The following is a 24,261-nucleotide window of genomic DNA, read 5'->3' as shown; positions in this document are numbered from 1 at the left end:
GGCGCACGACCGGTGCGCGGACGCCCCGTCCTCGCACCGGTGCAGCGGCGCGCGAGGCCCAGAAGCGCCGGGCGGCGATGACGACCCGGCGCTGGGTGGTCCTCGGCTCGCTGCTGCTCCTGCTCGCAGTCATGCTGCTGCCGACCGGCAAGTCCTGGTACGACCAGCGCCAGCGCCTCGAGGCCCTCGACCAGCAGGTCACCGCCCAGGAGGCCAATGTCGAGGACCTGCAGCGGCAGCGTGACCTGTGGCAGACCGACGAGTACGTCGAGGCCCAGGCCCGCAAGCGGCTGAAGTTCGTCAAGCCGGGGGAGCGGACCTACACGGTCATCGACCCGTCCGCGGACGCGCCGGAGGTCGACCCGGAGACGGGTGCGGTCAAGGCCCCCTCCACCCAGCCGTGGTACGAACAGATCAGCTCGTCCGTCGCTGCGGCTGACGACCCCAACTCGCCGCGATGAGGGCCGACGAACGGGGCAACGACCTGGACCGGGTCGACCCGAAGGACCTCGAGACCGTCCACCAGCAACTCGGGCGGCCGGCCCGCGCGACGGTCGACGTCGCCCACCGCTGCCCGTGCGGGGGCCCGACGGTGCTGCGGACCGCCCCGCGGCTGCCCGGCGGCACCCCCTTCCCGACGAGCTACTACGCGACGTGCCCGCGTCTCACCGGCCCGATCTCGACGCTCGAGTCGAGCGGGCTCATGGCGGAGATGTCGCAGCGGCTGCTCGAGGACGAGGACCTCGCTGCGCGCTACCGGGCGGCCCACGAGGACTACCTCGCCCGGCGCGCGGAGCTCGGTGACGTCCCCGAGATCGACGGCATCTCGGCCGGCGGCATGCCGACCCGCGTCAAGTGCCTGCACGTGCTCGTCGCGCACTCACTCGCCGCCGGCCCCGGGGTCAACCCCCTCGGGGACGAGGCGCTCGACCTGCTGCCGGAGTGGTGGCACACCAGCCCGTGTGTCGGCACGGACGAAGGGAGCGAGCGATGAGAGTCGCCGCCATCGACTGTGGGACCAACTCGATCCGTCTGCTCGTCGCCGAGGTCGACGAAGCCGCGCCCGGCGTGCTCGTCGACGTCCTGCGCCGCTCGGAGGTCGTGCGCCTGGGGCAGGGTGTCGACACGACCGGCCGGCTCGCGCCCGAGGCGCTCGCGCGGACCCTGGCGATGTGCGACGACTACGCCGCGGTCTGCCGGGAGCACGGGGTGACCGCAGGCAACATCCGCTTCGTCGCCACCTCCGCCTCGCGCGATGCGAGCAATGCCGACGAGTTCGTTGCCGGTGTCCGGGCCGCCTTCGGTGACCTGGACGTCACCCCCGAGGTCATCGCCGGCGCGGAGGAAGCCGCCCTCAGCTTCGACGGGGCGACCGCCGGTCTCGCGGAGGCCGGCTTCGAGGGGCCCTACCTCGTCGCCGACATCGGCGGCGGATCGACGGAGATCGTGCGGGGCATCCACGAGGTCGTCGCCGGCACCTCACTCGACATCGGCTCCGTCCGACTCACCGAGCGCCACCACCGCACCGACCCGCCGACGCAGGAGGTCGTCGACGCCGCCCGCTTCGACATCGCCGAGGCGCTCGACGTGGCCGAGGCCGAGGTCGGCCTCGGGGGAGTGGCCACCGTCGTCGGGCTCGCCGGGTCCGTGACGACCGTCGCGGCGCTGGCGCTGGAGCTGACCTCCTACGACCCCGCAGCGATCCACCTCGCCCGCATCCCCATCGACGACATGATGGTCGCCTGCGAGCGACTCATCCTCAGCACGCGCGCCGAGCGCGCCGCCCAGCCCTTCATGCACCCCGGCCGGGTCGACGTCATCGGGGCGGGCGCGCTCATCTGGTGGGAGATCCTCGAGCGGGCCCGCGGCGCCAACGGCCCGGACCTCGTCGTCACCGTCTCCGAGCGCGACATCCTCGACGGCATCGCCCGGTCCGTCGTGCGTCCGGTCGTCGCCGACGACGAGGCGGCGAGCGCGTAGCATCCGGGCGTCTGGCCCCCGTGGCCCAACTGGCAGAGGCGCGCCACTTAAAATGGCGATCGGTGCGGGTTCGAGTCCCGCCGGGGGTACGTGAGCGGTGCCGGCCCGTCGGGCCGAGGGGAGGTGGCCATCCCGCCGGAGGGTGAGGTTAGCCTTATCTCATGGCTTCTCCCGATCGACCCGTCCGTCCGCCCCGCCCCCAGCACGAGCTGACGGTCGTCTCGACCGAGCAGGTCGGTCCCCATCTCGTGCGGGTCGTCCTCACCGGCGACTCCCTCGCCGACTTCGGCGCAGCCGATCACACTGACGCCTACGTCAAGCTGCAGTTCACCGACGCCGAGGGTGCCCCGCTCACCCGCACCTACACGGTGCGATCGATCGATCGGGCCGCCCGCCGGCTGACGATCGACTTCGTGACGCACGGCGACGTCGGCTACGCCGGCCCCTGGGCCCAGCAGGCGAAGGGAGGAGACCGCATCGTCGCCACCGGCCCGGGCAGCGGCTACGCCTCCGACCCGCAGGCCGCCTGGCATCTGCTCGCCGGCGACCTGTCGGCCCTGCCGGCCATCGCCGCCGCCCTCGAGGCCATGCCCGCGCAGGCGCAGGGGGTGGCCCTGCTGGAGGTCGAGAGCGAGGGCGACGTCATCCCCCTTCGCTCTCCCGAGGGGGTCGAGGTGCGGTGGCTGACCAACCCGGGCGCCGACGCGGCCTTCCTTGCCCGGGCCGTCGACGCGGTCGACTGGCGCGAGGCCGTGCAGGTCTTCGCCCACGGGGAGCGCGAGTCGATCAAGGCGGTCCGCCGGGTGCTCAAGGCGCGCGGGGTGCCGCGCGAGGCGATCTCGATCTCGGGCTACTGGGCGCGGGGGCGCACCGAGGACGCCTTCCAGGCCGAGAAGCGCACCCCGATCGGGCAGATCGACTAGTGCCCGGGGGCGCGGTGTCGGCCTCGGGTGATCCGTGCCACGATGCGGACATGCAGATCGCAGACCACATCACCGACCTGATCGGCAACACCCCGCTGGTCAGGCTCTCCTCCGTCGCACCGGCCGAGGGCGCCCTCGTCGCCGCCAAGGTCGAGTACCTCAACCCCGGCGGCAGCATCAAGGACCGCATCGCCCGCAAGCTCATCGACGCGGCCGAGGCCTCCGGCGAGCTGCGGCCCGGCGGCACCATCGTCGAGCCCACCTCCGGCAACACCGGCGTCGGCCTGGCGCTCGTCGCCCAGGAGCGCGGCTACCGATGCATCTTCGTCTGCCCCGACAAGGTGGGCAAGGACAAGATCGACGTGCTACGGGCCTACGGCGCCGAGGTCCAGATCGTCCCGACCTCCGTCGCGCCGGACCACCCGGACAGCTATTACTCGGTGAGCGACCGGCTGACCGAGGAGATCGACGGGGCGTGGAAGCCCAACCAGTTCTTCAACCTCAACGGTCCGCAGGCCCACTACGAGAGCACCGGCCCGGAGATCTGGGAGCAGACCGGCGGTGAGGTCACCCACCTCGTCGCGGGCATCGGCACCGGCGGCACGATCACCGGCACCGGCCGCTACCTCAAGGAGGTCAGCGAGGGCCGGGTCAAGATCATCGGCGCCGACCCCGAGGGCTCGGTCTACTCCGGCGGCACCGGGCGCCCCTACCTCGTCGAGGGCGTCGGCGAGGACATGTGGCCGGGGGCCTACGACCCCGAGGTGCCCGACGAGGTCATCGCGGTCGACGACGCCGAGGCCTTCGCGATGACCCGGCGCCTGGCCCGCGAGGAGGGCCTGCTCGTCGGCGGCTCCAGCGGCATGGCCGTCGTCGCGGCGCTGCGCGTCGCCGAGCGTGAGGGCCCCGACGCCAAGATCGTCGTCCTGCTGCCCGACGGCGGTCGCGGCTACCTGGCCAAGATCTTCGACGACGACTGGATGGCCAGCTACGGCTTCCTCCCCGGTGACGAAGGGAGCGATGCCACTGTCGGCGACGTGCTCCGCGGCAAGGGTGGCGAGCTGCCCGAGCTCGTGCACACCCACCCCAACGAGACGATCCGCGAGGCCATCGACATCCTGCGGGAGTACGGCGTCTCGCAGATGCCCGTCGTCGGTGCCGAGCCGCCGGTCGTCATCGGCGAGGTCGCCGGTGCGGTCACCGAGCGTGAGCTGCTCACCGCAGTCTTCGAGGGGCACGCCTCGCTCGCCGATCCGGTGAGCGCGCACATGGGCGCCAAGCTGCCGCAGATCGGTGCCGCCGAGCCCGTCTCGGCGGCCACCGAGGCGCTCGAGCAGGCCGATGCCCTGCTCGTCGTCGAGGGCGGCAAGCCCGCCGGCGTCATCACCCGGCAGGACCTGCTGGGCCACCTGTCCCACCGAGCGAAGGGCTGACGATGTCCGAGCGCAAGAGCGCGGCCGACGCGCACGCGACCCAGGGGTTCGCCACCCGGGCGATCCACGCGGGCTACGAGCCCGACCCGCTGACGGGGGCGGTCAACGTCCCGATCTACGCCAGCTCGACCTTTGCCCAGGACGGCGTCGGCGGCATGCGCGGCGGCTTCGAGTACGCCCGCACCGGCAACCCGACCCGGCAGGCTCTCGAGGCCAATGCCGCGTCCATCGAGTCGGGCACCTTCGGTCGTGCCTTCGCCTCCGGCATGGCGGCGACCGACGCGATCCTGCGGGCCTCCCTTCGTCCGGGGGACCACCTCGTCATCCCCGACGACGCCTACGGCGGCACCTTCCGGCTCATCGACAAGGTCTTCTCCCAGTGGGGCATCGAGCACACGCCCGCGCCCGTCGGTGACGTCGACGCGATCCGCGCGGCGATGCGGCCGGCGACCAAGCTCGTGTGGCTCGAGACGCCGACCAACCCGCTGCTCAACATCGGCGACATCGAGGCCGTCGCCGAGGCCGCCCACGCCGGTGGCGCGCGGCTCGTCGTCGACAACACCTTCGCCAGCCCCTACCTGCAGCAGCCGCTCACGCGGGGCGCCGACGTGGTGCTCCACTCGAGCACCAAGTACCTCGGCGGCCACAGCGACGTCGTCGGGGGCCTGCTCGTCACCGACGACGAGCAAATCGACGCCGACGTCGCCTTCCTGCAAAACGGCTCCGGTGGGGTGCCCGGTCCCTTCGACGCCTACCTGACGATGCGCGGCATCAAGACGCTCGGGGTGCGCATGGACCGGCACTGCGACAACGCCGAGGCGGTCGTCGACCTGCTCTCGACCCGCTCGGAGATCACCTCGATCCTCTACCCGGGGCTGCCCGAACACCCCGGCCACGAGGTGGCGGCCCGGCAGATGTCCCGCTTCGGCGGGATGATCTCGGTGCGCATGGCCGGTGGGCGCGAGGCCGCGCAGCAGCTGTGCGCGCGGACCGAGATCTTCACCCTCGCCGAGTCGCTCGGTGGCATCGAGTCGCTCATCGAGCACCCGGGGGCGATGACGCACGCGTCCACCGCGGGGTCCATGCTCGAGGTGCCCGACGACCTGGTGCGCCTGTCCGTCGGCATCGAGGACGTCGCCGACCTCCTCGCCGACCTCGAGCAGGCGCTCGACGGCATCGGCTGACCTCGCACATGTGGACAGCGGGAACATCCGCGGCCTGCCGACCGCTTAGTCTGGTGACAGTCAGCGGCAAGATGGCCGCGCCCCTCTTGAGGAGCAAGACATGAGCAACCCGATCCTCGGCCGGGTCGAGAAGGACGCCCAGAGCGGATACGCGGGCTTCCGGGACTCGAGCGCGGCCCCGCAGCAGGGCTACCAGACCGGCTACGGCCAGGCCCCGCAGGGATACCAGCAGCCCGGCCACCCGCAGGGCTACGGCCAGCAGGGCTATGGCCAGCAGGGCTATGGCCAGCCGCAGCCCGGCTTCGGCCAGCCCGGTCCGGTCGGCGGCTTCGGCGGGGACGGGGGCGGCGGTCGATCGCTGACCCTGGACGACGTCCTCATGCGCACGGGCGCCCTCTTCGGAGTGCTGCTCGTCGTCGCCGCGGGCGCCTGGACCGCCAGCGCCATCAGCCCCGCCCTCGGCGGGCTCGCGCTGCTGGTCGGCCTGGTCGCCACGCTCGGCATGGGGATCTTCCTCGCCTTCCGGCGCAAGCCGGTGGGCGTCGTGCTGGCCGTCGTCTACGCCGCCTTCGAGGGGCTCTTCGTCGGCGCGATCAGCCAGAGCTACGGCGCAGCCTTCGACCCGCCGGGCACCCCGATCTTCGAGTCGATCGTCGTCCAGGCCGTCCTCGCGACGCTGTGCGTCTTCGGCGCGATGCTCCTGCTGTACTCGACCGGCATCATCAAGGTGACGCAGAAGTTCCGCGCCATCGTCGGCATGATGACGCTCGGCTACTTCGTCTTCGCGCTCATCAACCTCGGCTACGCGCTCTTCTTCGGCGGGGCGCCCTTCGGCATCGGCGGCTCCGGGCTCCTCGGCATCGGCATCTCGCTCTTCGCCACCGGCCTGGCCGCCGTCAACCTCGCGATCGACTTCGACAACATCTCGCTCGCGATCCGCACCCAGGCTCCGGTCAACTACGGCTGGACCCTGGCGCTCGGCCTGGTCATCACCGTCGTCTGGCTCTACCTCGAGCTGCTGCGCCTGCTGGCCCGGCTCCGCTCGGATTGATCCCCGACGACGTCGCGACCGAGCTCGGCCGCGCGGTCCGCAGGTGGCAGCAGCTGCCGCTGGACCGCGCGGCCGAGCGCGTTGTCGGCGTGCACGAGCTCATGGCCCAGCTCGCGGGGGAGCCGCTGCCGGACCTCGGCCCGGCCGTGGTCATGGACCAGCTGAGAGTGGTCGTCTTCGATGCCTGCCGGGTCGAAGGGGGACCTCCGCACCTCGCGGAGCAGCTGGCCTCCCTTCGCCTGGGGTGGGCCTGACCTGTACCGCACGGAAGCCGTATTTCCCTAGGCAAATGCGCAGGTGGGGTCGTATTTCCCTAGGGAAATGCGCAGGTGGGGCCGTATTTCCCTAGGGAAAGACGGTCAGAGGTCGGTGACCTCGTGCTCGCCGCGTCGTCGGAGCATCGCCCACGGGCCGCGGGGGCCGGTGCGGCGACCGCGCAGCTCGGCCGGCCCGACCTCCGTGCCCGGCGTCGAGGCCGCGCGCTCGGCGGCGTCGTCGAGCGCGCCGATGCCTTCGCCGAGGCTCGCCTCGGGCTCGGAGTCGTGGGTGGCACCCTCGGGCCAGGCGTCCACCTCGGCTGCGACCGAAGGGAGCAGGGCCGAGGCGACCCGCGCGTACCCGGCGGCCGAGGGGTGGAAGCGGTCTTGGCTGAACATCACGGCCGGGCTCGCGGCGAACTCCGGGCCGAGCAGGTCGCCCATCGAGACGGTGCGGGCACCGGCCTCGACGGCGGCGACGGTCTGGGCGGCGGCCAGCTCGCGGCTCCACTGGCGCAGCAGCTTGTTGAGGGGGAAGGGCACCGGCTCCACCGTCCCGAGGTCGGGGCAGGTGCCGACGACGACGGGCACGTCGAGGGTGCGCAGGTAGCGCACGGTCCGCTGCAGGTGCTGCACGGAGACCGAGCGGTCGATGCGGTGCGTGACGTCGTTGGCTCCGATGAGGATCACCGCGACGTCGGGCTGGTCGACCCGGGCCAGGGCCTTGGACAGCTGCGAGCTGAGGTCGGAGGACTCGGCGCCGACGACCGCCTCGTTGGTCAGCTCGACCGGGCGCCCCATGATCGCGGCGAGGCCGGTCGCGAGGATCGCGCCGATCGTCTGGTAGCGGGTGTCCGCGCCCATCCCGGCAGCGGTGGAGTCGCCGAGGACGAGCAGCTGGACCGGCTCGCCGGGCGCGGCCCCGTAGACCCCGTCGTCGTCGGGTGCGCCGTCGAAGGGGTTGCCGACGATCTTGCGGGTGATCTTGGCCTCAGCCTGGATGAGGCCGTAGCCCAGACCGGCGAGAGTCGCGCTCGCGGCCGCGGTCCCGACGGCACCCAGCGCCGCACGGGCTGCCACACGTCCCAGCTCAGCCATGCCAGTCCTCCGATCGGTCCCATGTGCGCCCAACCTTGTCATCCCTGCGTGACAATGCCAACGAGCGGTGCGCCGGGCGTCGTGGCGTTGGGTAGCGTCGCAGCCGACTGCCGATGCACGAGCGAGGACGACGATGACCGAGTACCCGCACCTCTTCGAGCCCCTCGACCTGGGGTTCACCAGCCTGCGCAACCGCACGATCATGGGGTCGATGCACACCGGTCTGGAGGACCGCGCCAGCAACTTCGAGCGGCTGGCCGCCTTCTACGCCGAGCGGGCGAAGGGAGGTGCCGGCCTCATCGTCACTGGGGGCTTCGCGCCCAACATCGAGGGCAGCTTCTACCCCTTCGCCTCGAAGCTGACCACGCGGCGGGAGGCGCGCCACCACGAGCAGGTCACCGACGCGGTGCACCGCGAGGGCGGCAAGATCGCGCTGCAGATCCTCCACGCCGGCCGCTACGCCTACCACCCCTTCTCGGTCTCGGCGTCGGCGACGAAGTCGCCCATCACCCCCTTCGGCGCGCGCGCCCTGAGCGAAAAGGGCGTCCGTCGGCAGATCCGGGGCTTCGCCCGGGCCGCCGAGCTGGCCCGCTCCGCGGGCTACGACGGCGTCGAGATCATGGGCTCCGAGGGCTACTTCATCAACCAGTTCCTCGCGCCGCGCACCAACGCGCGCGAGGACGGGTGGGGTGGCACGCCGGCCAACCGGCGTCGGATCGCGACCGAGATCGTCCGGGCGGTGCGGGCGGCCGTCGGCGACGACTTCATCATCGTCTACCGCCTCTCCGTGCTCGACCTCGTCGAGGGCGGGCAGACCTGGGAGGAGATCGTCGCCCTCGGCCAGGAGATCGAGGCGGCCGGCACGACGATCCTCTCGACCGGCATCGGGTGGCACGAGGCCCGGGTGCCGACGATCGTCACCTCGGTGCCGCGCATGGCCTTCACCGAAGTCGCCGAGCGGCTGCGGCCGCACGTCGACCTGCCGGTCGTCACGAGCAACCGGATCAACATGCCCGATCAGGCCGAGCAGGCGCTCGCCGCCGGTCAGGCCGACCTCGTCCAGATGGCGCGGCCCTGGCTCGCCGACCCGCAGTGGGCGACGAAGGCGGAGTCGGGCCGAGCCGAGACGATCAACACCTGCATCGCCTGCAACCAGGCCTGCCTCGACCACACCTTCCAGCGCAAGGTCGCCTCCTGCCTCGTCAACCCGCGGGCGGCCCACGAGACGCAGCTCGTGCTCTCGCCGACGACGCGCCGCAAGCGGGTCGCCGTGGTCGGTGGCGGGCCGGCGGGCCTGGCGGCCGCGGTGTCGGCCGCAGAGCGGGGCCACGCCGTCGAGCTCTTCGAGGCCGGCGACGACATCGGTGGCCAGTTCGCGCTCGCCATGCGCATCCCGGGCAAGGAGGAGTTCGCCGAGACGATCCGCTACTACCGCGGCGAGCTCGAGCGTCGAGCGGTGGCCCTGCACCTCGGCCGTCGAGTCGGCGTCGATGACCTCACCGGATTCGACGAGGTCGTCCTCGCGACCGGGGTGACGCCTCGCGTCCCCGAGATCACGGGGATCGACCACCCGATGGTCGTCACCTACCCGGAGGCCGTGCTCGGCACGCGGGAGATCGGTGAGCGGGTGGCGGTCATCGGCGCCGGAGGCATCGGCGTCGACGTCACCGAGCTGCTCACCACGGGCGCCTCGCCGACGCTCGACCTCAAGGAGTGGCAGGACGAGTGGGGCGTCGACCCCTTCTCGCCGGAGCGTGGTGGCCTCAAGGACGCCCACCCAGCGCCCTCACCCCGCACCGTCTACCTCGTGCAGCGCAAGGAGACCAAGATCGGTGCCGGGCTGGGCAAGACCTCCGGCTGGGTCCACCGCGCGGCGATCAAGGCGAAGGGGGTCCACCAGATCATTGGCGCCGCCTACGAGCGCATCGACGACGAGGGCCTGCACATCACGGTCGACGGCAAGCCGCGCACCCTCGCGGTCGACAACGTCGTCGTCTGCACCGGGCAGGAGTCCGTGCGTGACCTCGTCGAGCCGCTGCAGGCGAAGGGAGTGACCGTCCACGTCATCGGTGGCGCCGACGTCGCCGCCGAGCTCGACGCCAAGCGGGCGATCCGGCAGGGCACGGAGCTGGCCGCGAGCCTGTGAGGGGAGTCGTCCCCATCGCCGTGAGGGCCGACTGGGCCTAGGTTCCTCGTGACGGGGATGCCGAGACGGACGAGGGGACGACAGACATGGCGATGACCGTGAGGCTGTGCATCGGCATGATGGCGCTGGTGACGATGACGACCGTGACCGGCTGCTCGAGCACTCCCGAGCCCGAGTCCGGGGAGGCCGTCGACGCACGTCTGGCCGAGCTCGTCCGCGACGACACCTCGGCCCCCCTCGGCGAGGTCGTCGAGGGGCACTGGGACCGCGCGGCGTTCTTCCACGAGGGGGTCACCGCTGAGCGGGTCAACTCCGTCGTCGCCAGCGAGGCGATCTCGGACCGGTGGACGGCGTCGCCGGCGCTGGTCGTCGTCGTCGAGGGCGATGACGTCAGGGTGGTGCGTCTGCGGACCCCGGCCCTGGCCAACGACGCCACGGGCCGGGCCTTCTCCCGCGATGCGACGGTGTCGGGGTCGACCGCCACCGGGATGCTCACGGTGCGATGAGCACGGCGATCCGCCGCATCGGGCTGCTGCTCGTGCTGGGCCTCGTCGTCGTGCTGGGGTCCGCGTGCGGTGCCTCGAGCGACGACGAGAGGCACGTCGCGGACAAGCAGGTCGACGAGCGCGGCACCCGCTCCGACGTCGCGCCGCTGACGCAGCGTTTCCCCGACCTCGGTGACCCCGTGTCGGCGACGTGGCAGTCCGGCACGCTGGGGGACTCCCGCACGGCACCCGGCCCGGCGACCTACTGGATCGACGCCGCGGTCACCGTCGAGCCGGAGGTGGCGGACTCCCTTCGCGCGCAGCCCTCCCCGGACGGCGACCGCCCCATGCACCTCGTCGACGCGGTGGGCGACGAGCTCGGCGACGGGACCTTCGACGAGGTGGCGCTCGCCGGACCCGACACGTGGCAGGTCGATGCCTGGGTCGCGGCAGACCGCGAGGTCGTCGTCATCTCGGCCCGGGGGCAGTGAGCCCGCTCAGCCCTCCTGACGCAGCACCGACTCCTGGCTCGGCACCTCGTCCTGGCGGAGGATCCCGACCTGGCAGGTGAGGCCGTTGGGGCCGTGGTTGCAGTAGCCGCCGGGGTTCTTGTGGAGGTACTGCTGGTGGTAGTCCTCGGCGTACCAGAAGGTGCCGGCCTCGTTCGCCGGCCGCATCTCGGTGACGACCGGCGGCAGGTTGTGGCGGCGCAGCTCCTCGCCGAAGGCCGCGGCGGTCGCCTCGACCGCGGCCTGCTGCCCCGGGGTCGTCCAGTAGATCGCCGAGCGGTACTGCGTGCCGACGTCGTTGCCCTGCCGGTCGGGCGTCGTCGGGTCGTGGTTTTCCCAGAAGGCCTTGAGCAGCAGCTCCGGTCGCGTCTGCTCGGGGTCGTAGGCGACGAGGACGCTCTCGGTGTGGCCGGTGAGCCCGGTGCACGTCTCCTCGTACGTGGGGTTTGGGGTGTGCCCGCCCATGTAGCCGGCTGCCGTCGTGACGACGCCCGCCTGCTGCCAGAAGATCCGCTCGGCGCCCCAGAAGCAGCCCATGGCGACGTAGATGACCTCGGTGCCCTCGGGCCACGGGCCCTCGAGCGGTGTCCCGAGCACCTCGTGACGCTGCGGGACGTCGAAGGGCCGCTCCGCGCGCCCCGGCAGGGCGGACTCGGCGGTCGGCATGGGCGGGATCTGGCGTCCGAACATGTCTCCATTGTCGCAGCCGCTCGTGTGGGGGAGTGCTCCCCATCGTCCGGCCGCCGGTCGGCTCTCTAGTCTGAGGGCAAGAACTTCCGGGAGGCAGGTCGATGGCCAGGCACATCAGCCACGGTGCAGACGTCGAACAACTCGACGACATCGCCGTGGGACTGCGGCGTCAGAGCGAGCGCCTGAGCGAGGTCGGCGGTCGTGGCGCCGTGCTGCTCGAGGTGCTCCGTGCGAAGTGGGAGGGCCCCGACTTCGAGGAGTTCGCCCGCTCGTGGCGCTCGGCCCACCGGGCCATCGACGCTGCCGAGGGTTCCCTGCGCGGCGCCTCCCGCCTGCTCGCGGAGGAGTCCGACGCTCAGCGCGGTGCCTCCGGCGTCCCGTCGGGCGGTGGTTCCGGCGGCTCGGGCGGATCGGGCGGATCGGGCGGCGGTGGTGGCGGGGCCGCGGGCGACGACGGGTCCGGCGGAGCCCGCCGGCGCGACGACGGTCAGGGCCCGATGGCCTTCTTCCCGACGGGGACCAGTCTCTCGGACCGGCACCACTTCGTCGTGTGCCCGCGGGCCGACGGCAACTCCGAGGTCCAGCTCGAGGTGCACGGCGAGCCGATCCGGATCTCACCCCCGGACCTGCCCCTCGTCGGCTGCGACCTCGTGCCCTATCTCCCGACCGACGAAGGGGAGTCTCTCGAGCTCGCGGACCTGGAGCCCCCCGCCTTCGAGCGGCTCGACCTGACGACGGGCCCGCCGGAGGGCACGGCCTTCGAGCGGGTCGACGGTCCGGCCGAGCACCCTTACGGGGCCTTCGAGCGGTCCGACGCGGCGCAGGCCGTCCCGGAGCCGGCGACCACCTCGGGTGCGCCGGCGGCCTCCACCCAGGTCGACCCCGCCCCCGGCCCAGCCGGAGACGAGCGCGGCCCCGGCGCCAGCGGACGGGGGTGCCGCCAGCGCCCCGACGACGTCCGGAGAGACGGCCGTGCCAGCCCAGCTGGCGACGGACGAGGGCGCCCACGTGACGACCGCGAGCGACTCGGCCGGGCAGCGCAGCGTCGCCTTCAACCCCTTCCTCGACGTGCTGTCGGGCGGCAGCGGGGTGGACGGCTCCCAGATGGGCGGGTGGCTCGGCATCGACGATCTCGACCTGCAGCCCTGGAACCGCTGACCACCGCACCGCAAGCACCGACGACGAAGGGCGTCACGACCACTGGTCGTGACGCCCTTCGGTGCGGGTGGGCTCAGGCCGAGTACGGCTTCGCCGAGATGATCGTGACCTCGATGGACTTGCCGTTGGGCGCCTCGTAGGTGACCGTCTCGCCGACCTTGTGGCCGTTGATGCCGGCGCCGAGGGGCGACTGCTCGGAGTAGACGTCGATGCTGTCGCTGCCGTCGGCGATCTCGCGGGAGCCGAGGAGGAAGGTCTCCTCGTCGCCGAACATCTCGACGGTGACGACCATGCCGGGCTCGACGACACCGTCGTCCGGCGGGGCCTCGCCGACCGTCGCCGTGTCGAGGATCTGCTTGAGCTGGCGGATGCGGGCCTCCATCTTGCCCTGTTCCTCCTTGGCGGCGTGGTACCCGCCGTTTTCCTTGAGGTCGCCCTCCTCGCGGGCGGCCTCGATGCGCTTGGCGATCTCGACGCGACCCGGGCCCGAGAGCTCGCGCAGCTCGGCCTGGAGACGCTCGTAGGCCTCCTGGGTCAGGTACGACGCGTTGGACGTCTGGGTCACGGGACACTCCTTGCCTCAGGTCGTGGGGAACCGGGGTCGGGCCCCCACAGACGGTGAACCGCTGCTCTCCCGGGTGGGGGACGATGCACAAAGGTCTGGACCCATCGGTCCAGACCCACGGTTGCGTGTAAAGGTCCAGTGTACCGCGCAGCGGGGCCGCGCGCAGGTGTCAGTCCACGACCGTGCAGTCAGCGACCGTCGCGGTGACGGCCCGTGTCGTCGTGCGGACCGCAGCCCGCACCCGCGTCGTGCGCTCGTCGCTCGCGGGCACGGCCTGCTCCTTGGTGCCGACCCGCCCGTAGGTGCTGTCCATCGCGGTGACGGTGCACGACAGGGCGGTGCCGGTCGGGCGGGTCACGTCGAAGACCATGACGATCTCCCGCTCGCCGTTGCGCTCGAAGCCCACGTCGGTCGTCGTGATCGCGCCCGACGTCATCGACAGCCCGTACCAGATCGACATCGCCACGGCCGCGACCACCGCGACACCGCCGATGAGCCACCAGCGTCGGCTGCCCCGGTCGGGGTTGGCCTCGGCCTCGGCCTCCTCGCGCTCCGGGTCCCAGCCGGGCTCGGTCGGCGAGGCGTCGGGCGTCATGACTGCTCCTGCGGGACGAAGGGGGGTGTCACCGGCCCCGTCGAAGCGGTCGGCGAGCGGTGAGAGGATGGAGCCATTGTCCGTGACACCAGTCCGCGACGGCACACCGGGCCGTGCGGCGCACCCTCCCCGGGAGGAACCCAGCAGTGGAAGCACTCAGGCTCATGGCGGTCCACGCCCACCCCGACGACGAGTCGAGCAAGGGCGCGGCGACGACCGCACGTTACGTCCACGAGGGTGCCGAGGTGCTCGTCGTGACGTGCACCGGCGGTGAGCGTGGCGACGTGCTCAACCCCAAGCTCAAGGACGACCCGCACATCCTGCGCGACATCGTGCAGGTGCGCCGCGAGGAGATGGCCAGTGCCGCCGCCCACCTCGGGGTGCAGCACACCTGGCTCGGCTTCGTCGACTCCGGCCTCCCGGAGGGCGACCCCCTCCCGGACCTGCCGGCGGGCTGCTTCTACCTGGAGCCGCTCGAGGTGTCGACGGAGGCTCTCGTGCGCGAGATCCGGCGGTTCCGGCCGCACGTCATCACGACGTACGACGAGAACGGCGGCTACCCGCACCCGGACCACGTGATGACCCACCGCGTCTCCGAGGCGGCCTTCGCCGCGGCCGGCGACCCCGAGGCCTTCCCGCACGCCGGGGAGCCCTGGCAGCCGCTGAAGCTCTACTACATCGGCGGGTTCAGCAGCGAGCGGATCCGCACCTTCCACGAGGCGATCCTCGCTCAGGGCAAGGAGTCCCCCTTCGACGAGTGGATGAAGCGCATCGAGGGCCGCCCGGAGCGCGAGCTCACGACGTGGGTGCCGTGCGCGGACTTCTTCGATGCTCGCGACCACGCCCTGCGCTCGCACGCGACGCAGATCGACCCCGACGGGTTCTTCTTCGCCGTGCCCAACGACGTCCAGGCGGACCTGTGGCCCACCGAGGAGTACGAGCTCGCGGTCAGCCACGTGGAGACGACGGAGCGCGAGGACGACCTCTTCGCGGGGATCCCGGCGACGCTCGCGGAGGCGGACGCGCTCTCCCTTCGTCCGAGGCGTGAGCCGGTCCTCGACCGACGGACCGCGTCGACCGTCAGGGAGTGGAAGTGAACTCCCCGAGCACCGAGGTCAGCCCGGGGATCTGGGCCTTCATCGTCTTCTTCGTCCTCGCGCTGGCGCTGTGGCTGCTCATGCGCAACATGTTCACCCGGCTGCGCCGGATGAACCTCGCCGAGCGGGACGCGCAGCGGCAGCGGGCCGAGCAGGAGCGGGCGCGTGAGGAGTCCGCCGAGCGCAGCCGCGAGAGCGACGTCGCCTCGGGCCGGGAGCAGGGGTCAGCCGGTCTGGGCGATGGGCCCGAAGAGGGCGAGCGTCGCGGCGACGAAGTGTGAGATGAAGGCGAGGATCGTCAGCGCGTGGAAGATCTCGTGGAAGCCGAACCACCGCGGTGACGGGTTGGGCCGCTTGAGGCCGTAGACGACGGCCCCGGCGGTGTACAGGGCGCCGCCGGCGATGACGAAGGCGAGGATCGTCCACCCGCCGTGCGTCAGCAGCGGCTTGATGTAGAAGACCGCGACCCAGCCCAGGGCCACGTAGACGGGCACGTAGAGCCAGCGCGGTGCGCCGACCCACAGCACACGGAAGAGCACACCGATGATGGCGCCGCTCCAGACGATGACGAGCAGCGTGATCGCCTGCGTGCGCGGCAGCATCAGCGCGAAGGGGGTGTAGCTCCCCGCGATGATGAGGAAGATGTTGGCGTGGTCCCAGCGGCGCAGGGCGCCGGCCATCCGGCCGCCCCACTTGCCGCGGTGGTAGACGGCGGACGTGCCGAAGAGCAGCCCGGCGGTGATGGTGAAGACCATGGCCGCGATGCGCCCCCCCTGGGTCGGCGCCGTCGAGGTGAGGACCAGACCGCCGACGAGGGCCAGCGGCGCCATGACGAGATGGAGCCAGCCGCGCAGGTGCGGCTTGACGGCATCGACGAAGGCATCGACCTGCTCGCCGACGTCGTGCGCGATCTCCTTGATCTCGGCGCGGGGGGAGTCCATGGATCGACGGTAACCTACGCACCCGTAGGTCGGCCATGCCCGGACGGGCTCCGGAGCGCCTTTGTGAGGGGTGCCACGGCCCGACGGTAGGTTGGGGACACTGACCTCGCCTGAAGGGACCCGCGAGTGCGCAACCCGCTCTACACCGCCTACGAACGACGCCTCGTCGGGCAGCTCGACCAGGCCAGCGTGCCGCGGCACGTCGGGATGATCGTCGACGGCAACCGACGCTTCGCCAAGGCGCGCGGGGGCAATGCTGCCGATGGGCACCAGGCGGGTGCCGCCAATGTCGGCAGCTTCCTCGAGTGGTGCGAGGAGGCCGGCGTCGAGGTCGTCACCCTGTGGCTGCTCTCGACCGACAATCTCACCCGTCCGCCGCAGGAGCTGGACAAGCTGCTGCGCATCATCGAGGGTCTGGTGGCCGACCTCGCGACCGCCCAGCGGTGGCAGCTGCACGCGGCCGGCGCCCTCGACATGCTCCCGGTCCAGACCGCGGCCGCGCTGCGTCGGGCCGAGGACGAGACCGCCGACGTCGAGGGGCTCATCGTCAACGTCGCGGTCGGCTACGGCGGCCGCCAGGAGATCGCCGACGCGGTGCGCTCGCTGCTGCGCACCCGGGCGGCCGAGGGTGCGACCCTCGAGGAGGTGGCCAGCGAGCTCACCGTCGAGGACATCAGCGGACACCTCTACACCAAGGGCCAGCCCGACCCCGACCTCGTCATCCGCACCTCGGGGGAGCAGCGGCTCTCCGGGTTCCTCCTGTGGCAGTCGGCGCACAGCGAGTACTACTTCTGCGAGGTCTACTGGCCGGAATTTCGCCGCGTCGACTTCCTGCGAGCCCTGCGGGCCTACGCGGACCGGCACCGTCGGTACGGTGCCTGACGTTCCCTCCGGTCCCGCCGGCGTGCTCCTGGAGTGGCCCGTGTGACTCCTGAGGCGACGACGGGGTGAACATCGCGAAGCCCGCTCCGACACGCCGCCGACGTGGCGCGTGCCACCGTGCGCCGGTCGTACGTTGATGACGACGACCTGCACACGGCAGGGCGTTCGGGAGGCCTCATCGATGGAGCTGCTGCACAGCAGGAGAGGCCGGACCCGGCCTCGGCTCCAGCCGAGGGCCCGGTCCCGGCACCAGCACCGAGAGTAGGCGCGTGCGCGCCTGCCGGCGCGGCGCCCGTGGAGGAGATCGACGTGGACGACCTGATGACCCAGACCGTCACCCCCTCGCTCGCGCAGCCCGACGGCGCGCCCGATCCGGTGGACCTCCCGCCCGAGGAAGAGGGCCCGCGCACCTACGTCATCGACACCTCGGTGCTCCTGTCGGACCCGCGGGCGATGCTGCGCTTCAAGGAGCACGAGGTCGTCCTGCCGGTCGTCGTCGTCACCGAGCTCGAGGCCAAGCGGCACCACCCGGAGCTCGGGTACTTCGCCCGGACCGCGCTGCGCCTCCTCGACGACCTGCGCGTCTCCGCGGGCCGGCTCGATGCCCCGGTGCCGGTGGGGGAGGACGGCGGGACCCTGCGGGTCGAGCTCAACCACACCGACCCCACGTCCCTGCCGAGCGGGTTTCGCCTCGGGGACAACGACACCCGCATCCTGGCCGTCGCCAAGAACCTCTCCCTCGAGGGCGCCTCGGTGACGATCGTCTCCAAGGACCTGCCGATGCGGGTCAAGGCCTCCGCCGTCGGCATCGATGCCCAGGAGTACCGCCACGAGCAGCGACCGTCGGACTCCGGCTGGACCGGCATGAGCGAGCTCGACATGACCGCCGAGGAGGTCGACACCCTCTACGAGACCGGTCGGGTCGAGCACCTCGCGGCCGCCGAGCTGCCCTGCCACACGGGGCTGAAGATCCTCTCGCCCCAGGGCAGCGCCCTGGGCCGGGTCGGTGCCGACAAGCAGGTGCGCCTCGTGCGCGGTGACCGCGACGCCTTCGGCCTGCACGGCCGGTCGGCGGAGCAGCGGATCGCCCTCGACCTGCTCCTCGACCCCGACGTGGGCATCGTCAGCCTCGGCGGGCGGGCCGGCACCGGCAAGAGCGCGCTCGCGATGTGCGCGGGGCTCGAGGCGGTCATGGAGCGCCGCCAGCACCGCAAGGTCGTCGTCTTCCGCCCCCTCTACGCCGTCGGCGGGCAGGAGCTGGGCTACCTGCCCGGCAGCGAGCAGGAAAAGATGGGGCCGTGGGCCCAGGCGGTGCACGACACCCTCGGGGCGCTCGTCTCCAAGGAGGTCGTCGACGAGATCATCGACCGCGAGATGCTCGAGGTGCTGCCGCTGACCCACATCCGCGGCCGGAGCCTGCACGACGCCTTCGTCATCGTCGACGAGGCGCAGAGCCTCGAGCGCAACGTGCTGCTCACGGTGATGTCGCGCATCGGGCAGAACTCCAAGATCGTGCTCACCCACGACGTCGCCCAGCGCGACAACCTGCGGGTCGGGCGCCACGACGGCGTCGCCGCCGTCATCGAGACGCTCAAGGGGCACCCCCTCTTCGCCCACGTCACCCTGACGCGCAGCGAACGCAGCCCGATCGCCGCACTCGTCACGGACCTGCTCGAGGGCCTGGACGTCTGACGCCGGGACGAAGGGGGAGGCCCCGCCCGGCGATCGGGCGGGGCCTCCCCTTCGTGCTGGGGTTGTGGACGGCCCTTTGCTCGGCCGCGGACGGTGGGTTAGGGTCTCAAAAGCATAACGGCCGGTCACGCACCCCTGAAGCGCCCGGCACACCACAGCCACTCCTCGCGGGTGGCTGTCCCATGGAAGGAGCTGGTGACGTGCGCTCGGACAGCTACACGCCCAGACACGGCGCGGCGCGTCACGCGCGCAAGCGCACCGGCCTGTCGGCCGTCCGTCGCCCCGTCGTCGGCGGTGCCATCGCCGTCGCGATGCTCGGCTCGGTCGGCGCCACCGTCGCCATCGGCGACCCCTCGCACGACACCGGCGAGACGGCCACCACCCTGACCTCCCCCGAGCAGTCGGCCAGCCCCGCCGCGGACTCCGAGACCGTCGACACCGCGCGGCTGGCCGAGAGCCGCCGCGCCACCAACGTCTCCCGCAGCGCCTCACGCGAGCAGGACCGCCTCTCGGCCGTCGAGGCCAAGAAGCGGGCCGCCGCGAAGAAGAAGGCGGCTGCCGAGCGCAAGGCCGCCGCCAAGAAGAAGGCCGAGGAGAAGAAGCGCGCCGAGGAGAAGGCCAAGCCGATCTCCGAGCGCGACTTCACCGACGCCGAGATCAAGATCATCCAGCGCGACCCGCAGCCCTACGCCAAGCAGTTGCTCGGCGAGTACGGCTGGGGCGAGGGTGAGTGGTCCTGCCTGATCAGCCTGTGGAACGGCGAGAGCAACTGGACCTGGGACGCGACCAACTCCTCGTCGGGCGCCTACGGCATCCCGCAGTCGCTGCCGGCCGACAAGATGGCCACCGCCGGCCCGGACTGGAAGACCAACCCGGTCACCCAGATGATCTGGGGCATGGACTACATCAAGGCCTCCTACGGCAGCCCCTGCCAGGCCAAGGCCTTCTGGGACAGCAACAACCCGCACTGGTACTGAGCCGCCCCCGACGCAGCCCCCGCGACCACGAGGTCGCGGGGGCTGCGTCGTTGGCTGGATGGCGCCGGACGAAAGAAGATGTCGGCGCCCGCCGAAGTCCTGCGTTCATCGATGGCCGGCGGTCGTCGTGACTGACTTCGGCTTGATGTGCGCCGACACCATCTTTCGTCCGTCGCTGTCGGCGCCGACGTCACCAACACCCCGCCGGCACGGAAGAGGGGACTCGGCCACTCGGGCTCGGAGGCGTGGAGGCGCTAGAGCTTCCGCAGGCGGATGCGGCGGACCTGGTGGTCGGCCCCCTTCGTCAGGACGAGGGTGGCGCGGCCGCGCGTCGGGAGGACGTTGTCGACGAGGTTGGGCTGGTTGATCGTCTCGAAGATGTGCAGCGCGCGGGCCTCGGCCTGCTCGTCGGTCAGGTCCGCGTAGCGGTGGAAGTAGGAGGCGGGGTCGGCGAAGGCGGTCTGGCGCAGCCGCAGGAAGCGGTCGACGTACCAGCGCTTGATGTCGGTGAGGTTGGCGTCGACGTACACGGAGAAGTCGAAGAAGTCGCTGACGGCGAGGCCGGTGCGCCCGTCGCTGCGCACCCCCGGCGGCTGGAGCACGTTGAGCCCCTCGACGATGAGCACGTCGGGCTGGCGCACCACGATGCGCTCGTCCGGGACGATGTCGTAGGTCAGGTGGGAGTAGACCGGCGCGGAGACCTCCGGCTGGCCGGCCTTGACCGCCGAGATGAAGCGCAGCAGCGCCCGCCGGTCGTAGGCCTCCGGGAAGCCCTTGCGCTGGAGCAGGCCTCGTCGCTCGAGCTCGGCATTGGGCAGGAGGAAGCCGTCGGTCGTCACGAGGTCGACCTTGGGCGTGTCCGGCCAACGCTGCATGAGCTCGCGCAGGATGCGGGCGGTCGTCGACTTGCCGACCGCCACCGACCCGGCGACCCCGATGACGAAGGGGGCCTTGGGCGGGCGTTCGCCGAGGAAGGTCGAGGTGATGCGGTGCAGGCGGGTGGTCGCCGAGACGTAGAAGGTCAGCAGCCGCGACAGCGGCAGGTAGACCTCCTGCACCTCCTCGAGGTCGATCGGGTCGCTCAGGCCGCGCAGCCGGGAGAGGTCGCCCTCGTCGAGGTTGAGCGGGTGGTTTTCGCGCAGGTGGGCCCATGCCTGCCGGTCGAGCTCGACGAAGGGGGAGGGCAGGGTCGAGGTGGCGGCGGTGGACACGCGCCCATTGTGTCCCACCTTTTCTGCGCAGAGCGATCCGACGGATAGCCTGTCCCGCATGTGCGGAATCGTTGGATACGTCGGCCCCGACACGGGAGCCCGCCCCCTGGACGTCGTCATGGAGGGCCTCGCGCGCCTCGAGTACCGCGGGTACGACTCCGCGGGCGTCGCGCTCGTCGCCGGTGACGAGGTCTACACGCAAAAGCGCGCCGGCAAGCTGGCGAACCTCCGCGAGGCCCTCGAGGGCGACACGGTGCCCTCCGCCGCGACCGCGATCGGGCACACCCGCTGGGCCACCCACGGCGGCCCGACGGACGAAAACGCGCACCCCCACCGCGGTGGGGCGGACGGCAAGCTCGCCGTCGTCCACAACGGCATCGTCGAAAACTTCCATCAGCTCAAGCAGGAGCTGCTGGCCCAGGGCGTCACCTTCACGTCGGAGACCGACACCGAGGTCGCCGCGCAGCTGCTCGCCGCGGCCTTCGCCGAGTCGGGCGACCTCACCGAGGCGATGCGCTCGGTCGTCAACCGTCTCGAGGGCGCCTTCACCCTCCTCGCCGTGCACGCCGACGCCCCGGACACGGTCGTCGCGGCCCGCCGCAACAGCCCGCTCGTCGTCGGTCTGGGCGAAGGGGAGAACTTCCTCGGCTCCGACGTGGCGGCCTTCATCGGCTACACGAAGCAGGCCGTCGAGCTCGACCAGGACCAGATCGTCACGATCACGCCGACGTCGCACACGGTGATGAACTTCGACGGCACGCCCGCCGAGGGCAAGCCCTACGAGGTCACCTGGGACGCCGCAGCTGCCGAGAAGAGCGGCTACGACACCTTCATGGAGAAGGAGATCAACGACCAGCCCCACGCGGTCGGCGACACCCTCCTCGGCCGCACCGACGCCGACGGCAAGCTCGTCCTCGACGAGCTGCGCATCGACGAGGCCAAGCTCAAGGACATCGACCGGATCACCATCGTCGCGTGCGGCACCGCCGCCTACGCGGGCATGGTCGCCAAGTACGCCATCGAGCACTGGACCCGCATCCCGGTCGAGGTCTCCCTCGCGCACGAGTTCCGCTACTGCGACCCGATCGTCTCCGACCGCACCCTGGTCGTCTCGATCAGCCAGTCCGGCGAGACCGCCGACACGGCGATGGCCGTGCGCCATGCCCGCTCCCTCGGCGCGCTCACCGTCTCGGTCTGCAACACCCACGGGGCGACGATCCCGCGCGAGTCCGACGCGGTCCTCTACACGCACGCCGGCCCGGAGATCGCCGTCGCCTCGACCAAGGCCTTCCTCGCCCAGATCACCGCCTGCTACGTCCTCGGTCTCTACCTCGCCCAGCTGCGCGGCGGCACCTTCGCCGACGACGCCCGGACGGTCATGGCCGAGCTGCACGAGGTGCCGGACAAGATCGCCTCGCTGCTCACCGAGATGGACCGGGTCAAGGAGATCGCCCGCTTCATGGCCGACACCCGCTCGGTCCTCTTCCTCGGTCGCAACGTCGGCTACCCGATCGCCATGGAGGGCGCGCTCAAGCTCAAGGAGCTCGCCTACATCCACGCCGAGGGCTTCGCGGCGGGCGAGCTCAAGCACGGCCCTATCGCGCTCATCGAGCCCGGCCAGCCGGTCTTCATCGTCGTCCCGGGCCCGGACACGCCCAACGAGCTGCACAAGAAGGTCGTCTCCAACATCCAGGAGATCCGCGCTCGCGGTGCCCGCACCCTCGTCATCGCCCAGGAGGGCGACGAGGAGGTCCTGCCCTTCGCCGACGAGGTCATCCGCGTCCCGCACACCTCGCCGCTGCTGCAGCCGCTGCTCACCGTCGTCCCGCTGCAGATCTTCGCCCTGCACCTGTCGACCGCCAAGGGTCTGGACGTCGACCAGCCGCGCAACCTAGCCAAGTCCGTCACCGTCGAGTGACCCGATGATCGTCGGGGTGGGCGTCGACGTCGTCGACATCGCCCGGCTGGGGGAGCGGCTCGACCGCACCCCGGCCCTGCGCGGTCGCGTCTTCACGCCGAGCGAGCAGGGGCTGCCGCTGCACTCCCTCGCGGCCCGGTTTGCCGCGAAGGAGGCTGTCGGCAAGGCGCTGCGCACCCCCGGCGACCTGCCCTGGCAGGGCGTCGAGGTGACCAACGGCGAGCACGGCGAGCCGGTGCTGGCCATCAGCGGTGCCGTCGCCGAGCGTGCCGAGCTGCTCGGCGTCGCCCGGATGCACCTGTCGCTGAGCCACGACGGGGGCATCGCCACGGCGATGGTCGTCGCCGAGTCGGCCTGACCTCCCTACGTCGGACCGGCCACGACCGGGCGAAGGGCGGAACGTTACCGTCGCGAGCGTGATCACCGGGTACTCCGTCGAGACCGTCCGCGCCGCCGAGGCGGCCCTGCCCGAGCTGCTCGAGAGCGGTGAGCTCATGCAGCGCGCGGCGCGGGGCGTCGCGCGCATCGCCGCCGGGCGGATGCGCGAGCGCGGCGCCCGACGGGTGTGTGCCCTCGTCGGGCCGGGCAACAACGGCGCCGACACCCTCTTCGCCATCGCCCGCCTGGCCAAGCGCGGCTTCGAGACCGCGGCCGTGTGCGTCGACACGAGCGCCTCGCAGGTGCAGACCGAGGCGGCCGACCTCGCCCGCGCCCGGCCGGGGTCCGACTGCTCGACGACGGACCCGAGGCGCTCACCGCGATCTCCCGGGCCGAGGTCGTCCTCGACGGCATCACCGGCATCGGCGGACGGCCGGGGCTGCCGCCCTTCGCCCGCCCGTGGGTTGACGCGATCCGCGACCGGACCTGGGTGATCTCCGTCGACACCCCGAGCGGTCAGCCCGTCGAGGGCGGGGACGCGCTCGCCGAAGCGGTCTTCGCCGACGAGACGGTGACCTTCGGGGCGCCCAAGCCGGTGCACCTGCTGCCGCCGACCGAGGCGGCCTGCGGGGTGCTCACGGTGATCGACATCGGGCTCGACCTCACCGACGCGACACCTGCGGTCGTGCGGGTCACCCCCGACGACGTGCCCCTGCTGTGGCCGACCCCCGGACCCGACGACGACAAGTACTCGCGCGGCGTGCTCGGCGTCGTCGCCGGCGGTGAGCAGTACACCGGCGCAGCGATGCTCACGACGACCGCGGCCGTCACCGCCGGTGCCGGCATGGTCCGCTACGTCGGGACCCCGACACCCACCGCTCTCGTGCGCGCGGCGGTCCCCGAGGCCGTCGTCGGCGAAGGGAGGGTCCAGGCCTGGGTCGTCGGCCCCGGTCTCGAGACGACGGCGAGCGACGACGCGGCCCGCGCGCAGCTCGACGTCGCCCGGGCGGCGCTGGCCTCCGACCTGCCGGTGCTCGTCGACGCCGGCGGCCTCGACCTCGTGACCGGGCCGCGCGCGGCGCCCACCCTCC

At 71.9% G+C, this 24,261-nt stretch carries 27 protein-coding genes and 1 tRNA gene; 22 read left to right on the top strand and 6 right to left on the bottom strand.

Going from position 1 to position 24,261, the window contains the following annotated elements; all coding sequences use genetic code 11:
* The first annotated feature begins 77 nt into the window (after window positions 1-77).
* The 9 genes from B277_RS00620 to B277_RS00580 all read left to right on the top strand — a co-directional run bounded on the left by B277_RS00620 (window position 78) and on the right by B277_RS00580 (window position 6,825).
* Complete coding sequence (locus B277_RS00620; RefSeq protein WP_040880441.1) at window positions 78-461, top strand: FtsB family cell division protein; 384 nt, start codon at window positions 78-80, stop codon at window positions 459-461.
* On the top strand, window positions 458-994 hold the full coding sequence (locus B277_RS00615; protein ID WP_007923977.1) for a DUF501 domain-containing protein: 537 nt from the start codon (window positions 458-460) through the stop codon (window positions 992-994). Before B277_RS00620 ends, B277_RS00615 begins: the two co-directional genes overlap by 4 nt.
* The gene (locus tag B277_RS00610) at window positions 991-1,980 is read left to right on the top strand and encodes a Ppx/GppA phosphatase family protein (RefSeq protein WP_007923976.1); all 990 of its coding nucleotides are present in this window, start codon (window positions 991-993) and stop codon (window positions 1,978-1,980) included. The genes B277_RS00615 and B277_RS00610 overlap by 4 nt, the downstream gene beginning before the upstream one ends.
* A 14-nt stretch (window positions 1,981-1,994) precedes the next feature.
* A tRNA-Leu gene (locus tag B277_RS00605) sits at window positions 1,995-2,069 on the top strand.
* 72 nt (window positions 2,070-2,141) lie between these two features.
* Window positions 2,142-2,903 (top strand): siderophore-interacting protein, encoded by a 762-nt coding sequence (locus B277_RS00600; RefSeq protein WP_007923970.1) that lies wholly within the window; start codon window positions 2,142-2,144, stop codon window positions 2,901-2,903.
* A 50-nt stretch (window positions 2,904-2,953) separates the two neighbouring features.
* Window positions 2,954-4,336 (top strand): cystathionine beta-synthase, encoded by a 1,383-nt coding sequence (locus B277_RS00595; RefSeq protein ID WP_007923968.1) that lies wholly within the window; start codon window positions 2,954-2,956, stop codon window positions 4,334-4,336.
* 2 nt (window positions 4,337-4,338) lie between these two features.
* Window positions 4,339-5,520, top strand: coding sequence for a cystathionine gamma-synthase (locus B277_RS00590; RefSeq protein WP_007923966.1), 1,182 nt, complete (start codon window positions 4,339-4,341; stop codon window positions 5,518-5,520).
* A 100-nt stretch (window positions 5,521-5,620) separates the two neighbouring features.
* The gene (locus tag B277_RS00585) at window positions 5,621-6,571 is read left to right on the top strand and encodes a Bax inhibitor-1/YccA family protein (protein ID WP_007923964.1); all 951 of its coding nucleotides are present in this window, start codon (window positions 5,621-5,623) and stop codon (window positions 6,569-6,571) included.
* A complete protein-coding gene (locus tag B277_RS00580) occupies window positions 6,568-6,825 on the top strand; it encodes a hypothetical protein (RefSeq protein ID WP_007923963.1) in 258 nt (85 codons plus the stop codon). The genes B277_RS00585 and B277_RS00580 overlap by 4 nt, the downstream gene beginning before the upstream one ends.
* Before the next feature lie 105 nt (window positions 6,826-6,930).
* Here the strand turns inward: B277_RS00580 and B277_RS00575 are convergent, their stop codons facing one another.
* The gene (locus tag B277_RS00575) at window positions 6,931-7,926 is read right to left on the bottom strand and encodes an SGNH/GDSL hydrolase family protein (RefSeq protein ID WP_007923961.1); all 996 of its coding nucleotides are present in this window, start codon (window positions 7,924-7,926) and stop codon (window positions 6,931-6,933) included.
* A 133-nt stretch (window positions 7,927-8,059) separates the two neighbouring features.
* Here B277_RS00575 and B277_RS00570 point away from each other — a divergent pair, with 133 nt between their 5' ends.
* The 3 genes from B277_RS00570 to B277_RS00560 all read left to right on the top strand — a co-directional run bounded on the left by B277_RS00570 (window position 8,060) and on the right by B277_RS00560 (window position 11,048).
* Window positions 8,060-10,072 carry an NADPH-dependent 2,4-dienoyl-CoA reductase gene (locus B277_RS00570; protein WP_007923952.1) on the top strand — a complete coding sequence of 671 codons (2,013 nt, stop codon included), beginning with the start codon at window positions 8,060-8,062 and terminating at the stop codon, window positions 10,070-10,072.
* Window positions 10,073-10,158: 86 nt separating this feature from the next.
* Window positions 10,159-10,578 carry a hypothetical protein gene (locus B277_RS00565; RefSeq protein ID WP_007923950.1) on the top strand — a complete coding sequence of 140 codons (420 nt, stop codon included), beginning with the start codon at window positions 10,159-10,161 and terminating at the stop codon, window positions 10,576-10,578.
* Entirely contained in the window at window positions 10,575-11,048 is a 474-nt protein-coding gene (locus B277_RS00560; protein ID WP_007923949.1) for a hypothetical protein, read from the top strand. The genes B277_RS00565 and B277_RS00560 overlap by 4 nt, the downstream gene beginning before the upstream one ends.
* Window positions 11,049-11,054: 6 nt before the next feature.
* Here B277_RS00560 and msrA read toward each other — a convergent pair whose 3' ends face one another.
* Window positions 11,055-11,756: a peptide-methionine (S)-S-oxide reductase MsrA gene (gene msrA, locus B277_RS00555; protein ID WP_007923948.1), complete on the bottom strand. Its 702-nt coding sequence runs from the start codon at window positions 11,754-11,756 to the stop codon at window positions 11,055-11,057.
* 101 nt (window positions 11,757-11,857) lie between these two features.
* Between msrA and B277_RS00550 the strand changes: the two genes are divergently transcribed.
* A complete protein-coding gene (locus tag B277_RS00550) occupies window positions 11,858-13,054 on the top strand; it encodes a WXG100 family type VII secretion target (protein ID WP_040880440.1) in 1,197 nt (398 codons plus the stop codon).
* On the opposite strand, the gene greA is transcribed toward B277_RS00550, so the two are convergent.
* Together greA and B277_RS15580 are read right to left on the bottom strand one after the other, a co-directional pair.
* Complete coding sequence (gene greA, locus B277_RS00545; protein WP_007923937.1) at window positions 12,988-13,479, bottom strand: transcription elongation factor GreA; 492 nt, start codon at window positions 13,477-13,479, stop codon at window positions 12,988-12,990. The two genes, B277_RS00550 and greA, sit on opposite strands and share 67 nt — an antisense overlap.
* Window positions 13,480-13,648: 169 nt before the next feature.
* A complete protein-coding gene (locus B277_RS15580) occupies window positions 13,649-14,074 on the bottom strand; it encodes a DUF4307 domain-containing protein (protein WP_007923936.1) in 426 nt (141 codons plus the stop codon).
* A 164-nt stretch (window positions 14,075-14,238) separates the two neighbouring features.
* Here B277_RS15580 and mca point away from each other — a divergent pair, with 164 nt between their 5' ends.
* Window positions 14,239-15,171: a mycothiol conjugate amidase Mca gene (gene mca / locus B277_RS00535; protein WP_007923934.1), complete on the top strand. Its 933-nt coding sequence runs from the start codon at window positions 14,239-14,241 to the stop codon at window positions 15,169-15,171.
* Window positions 15,168-15,452, top strand: coding sequence for a hypothetical protein (locus tag B277_RS00530; RefSeq protein ID WP_007923930.1), 285 nt, complete (start codon window positions 15,168-15,170; stop codon window positions 15,450-15,452). Before mca ends, B277_RS00530 begins: the two co-directional genes overlap by 4 nt.
* On the opposite strand, the gene trhA is transcribed toward B277_RS00530, so the two are convergent.
* Window positions 15,396-16,112, bottom strand: a complete 717-nt coding sequence (gene trhA / locus B277_RS00525) for a PAQR family membrane homeostasis protein TrhA (protein WP_007923921.1) — start codon at window positions 16,110-16,112, stop codon at window positions 15,396-15,398. The genes B277_RS00530 and trhA overlap by 57 nt on opposite strands.
* A 126-nt stretch (window positions 16,113-16,238) precedes the next feature.
* Between trhA and B277_RS00520 the strand changes: the two genes are divergently transcribed.
* The 3 genes from B277_RS00520 (at window position 16,239) to B277_RS00510 (ending at window position 19,663) form a co-directional block, all read left to right on the top strand.
* Entirely contained in the window at window positions 16,239-16,994 is a 756-nt protein-coding gene (locus B277_RS00520; protein WP_007923919.1) for an isoprenyl transferase, read from the top strand.
* Window positions 16,995-17,315: 321 nt separating this feature from the next.
* Window positions 17,316-18,686 (top strand): PhoH family protein, encoded by a 1,371-nt coding sequence (locus B277_RS00515; RefSeq protein WP_051987781.1) that lies wholly within the window; start codon window positions 17,316-17,318, stop codon window positions 18,684-18,686.
* A 200-nt stretch (window positions 18,687-18,886) separates the two neighbouring features.
* Complete coding sequence (locus tag B277_RS00510) at window positions 18,887-19,663, top strand: aggregation-promoting factor C-terminal-like domain-containing protein (protein ID WP_007923914.1); 777 nt, start codon at window positions 18,887-18,889, stop codon at window positions 19,661-19,663.
* A 254-nt stretch (window positions 19,664-19,917) separates the two neighbouring features.
* Here the strand turns inward: B277_RS00510 and coaA are convergent, their stop codons facing one another.
* Window positions 19,918-20,874, bottom strand: coding sequence for a type I pantothenate kinase (gene coaA, locus B277_RS00505; protein ID WP_007923913.1), 957 nt, complete (start codon window positions 20,872-20,874; stop codon window positions 19,918-19,920).
* Between the two features lie 58 nt (window positions 20,875-20,932).
* Here coaA and glmS point away from each other — a divergent pair, with 58 nt between their 5' ends.
* The 4 genes from glmS to B277_RS19395 all read left to right on the top strand — a co-directional run.
* Window positions 20,933-22,792 (top strand): glutamine--fructose-6-phosphate transaminase (isomerizing), encoded by a 1,860-nt coding sequence (gene glmS / locus B277_RS00500; protein ID WP_040880438.1) that lies wholly within the window; start codon window positions 20,933-20,935, stop codon window positions 22,790-22,792.
* A gap of 4 nt (window positions 22,793-22,796) precedes the next feature.
* Window positions 22,797-23,150 (top strand): holo-ACP synthase, encoded by a 354-nt coding sequence (locus tag B277_RS00495; protein ID WP_007923909.1) that lies wholly within the window; start codon window positions 22,797-22,799, stop codon window positions 23,148-23,150.
* Between the two features lie 58 nt (window positions 23,151-23,208).
* Complete coding sequence (locus tag B277_RS18495) at window positions 23,209-23,664, top strand: NAD(P)H-hydrate epimerase (protein WP_007923898.1); 456 nt, start codon at window positions 23,209-23,211, stop codon at window positions 23,662-23,664.
* The coding region (locus B277_RS19395; RefSeq protein WP_274517163.1) for an NAD(P)H-hydrate dehydratase at window positions 23,553-24,261 on the top strand (709 nt) is incomplete at its 3' end. The genes B277_RS18495 and B277_RS19395, both read left to right, overlap by 112 nt.

It is taken from the genome of Janibacter hoylei PVAS-1, from assembly GCF_000297495.1.
In the GTDB taxonomy this organism is placed as follows: domain Bacteria; phylum Actinomycetota; class Actinomycetes; order Actinomycetales; family Dermatophilaceae; genus Janibacter; species Janibacter hoylei.
The sequence above is the reverse complement of the archived record's forward strand: the minus strand, read 5'-3'. Positions and strand labels throughout refer to the sequence as shown.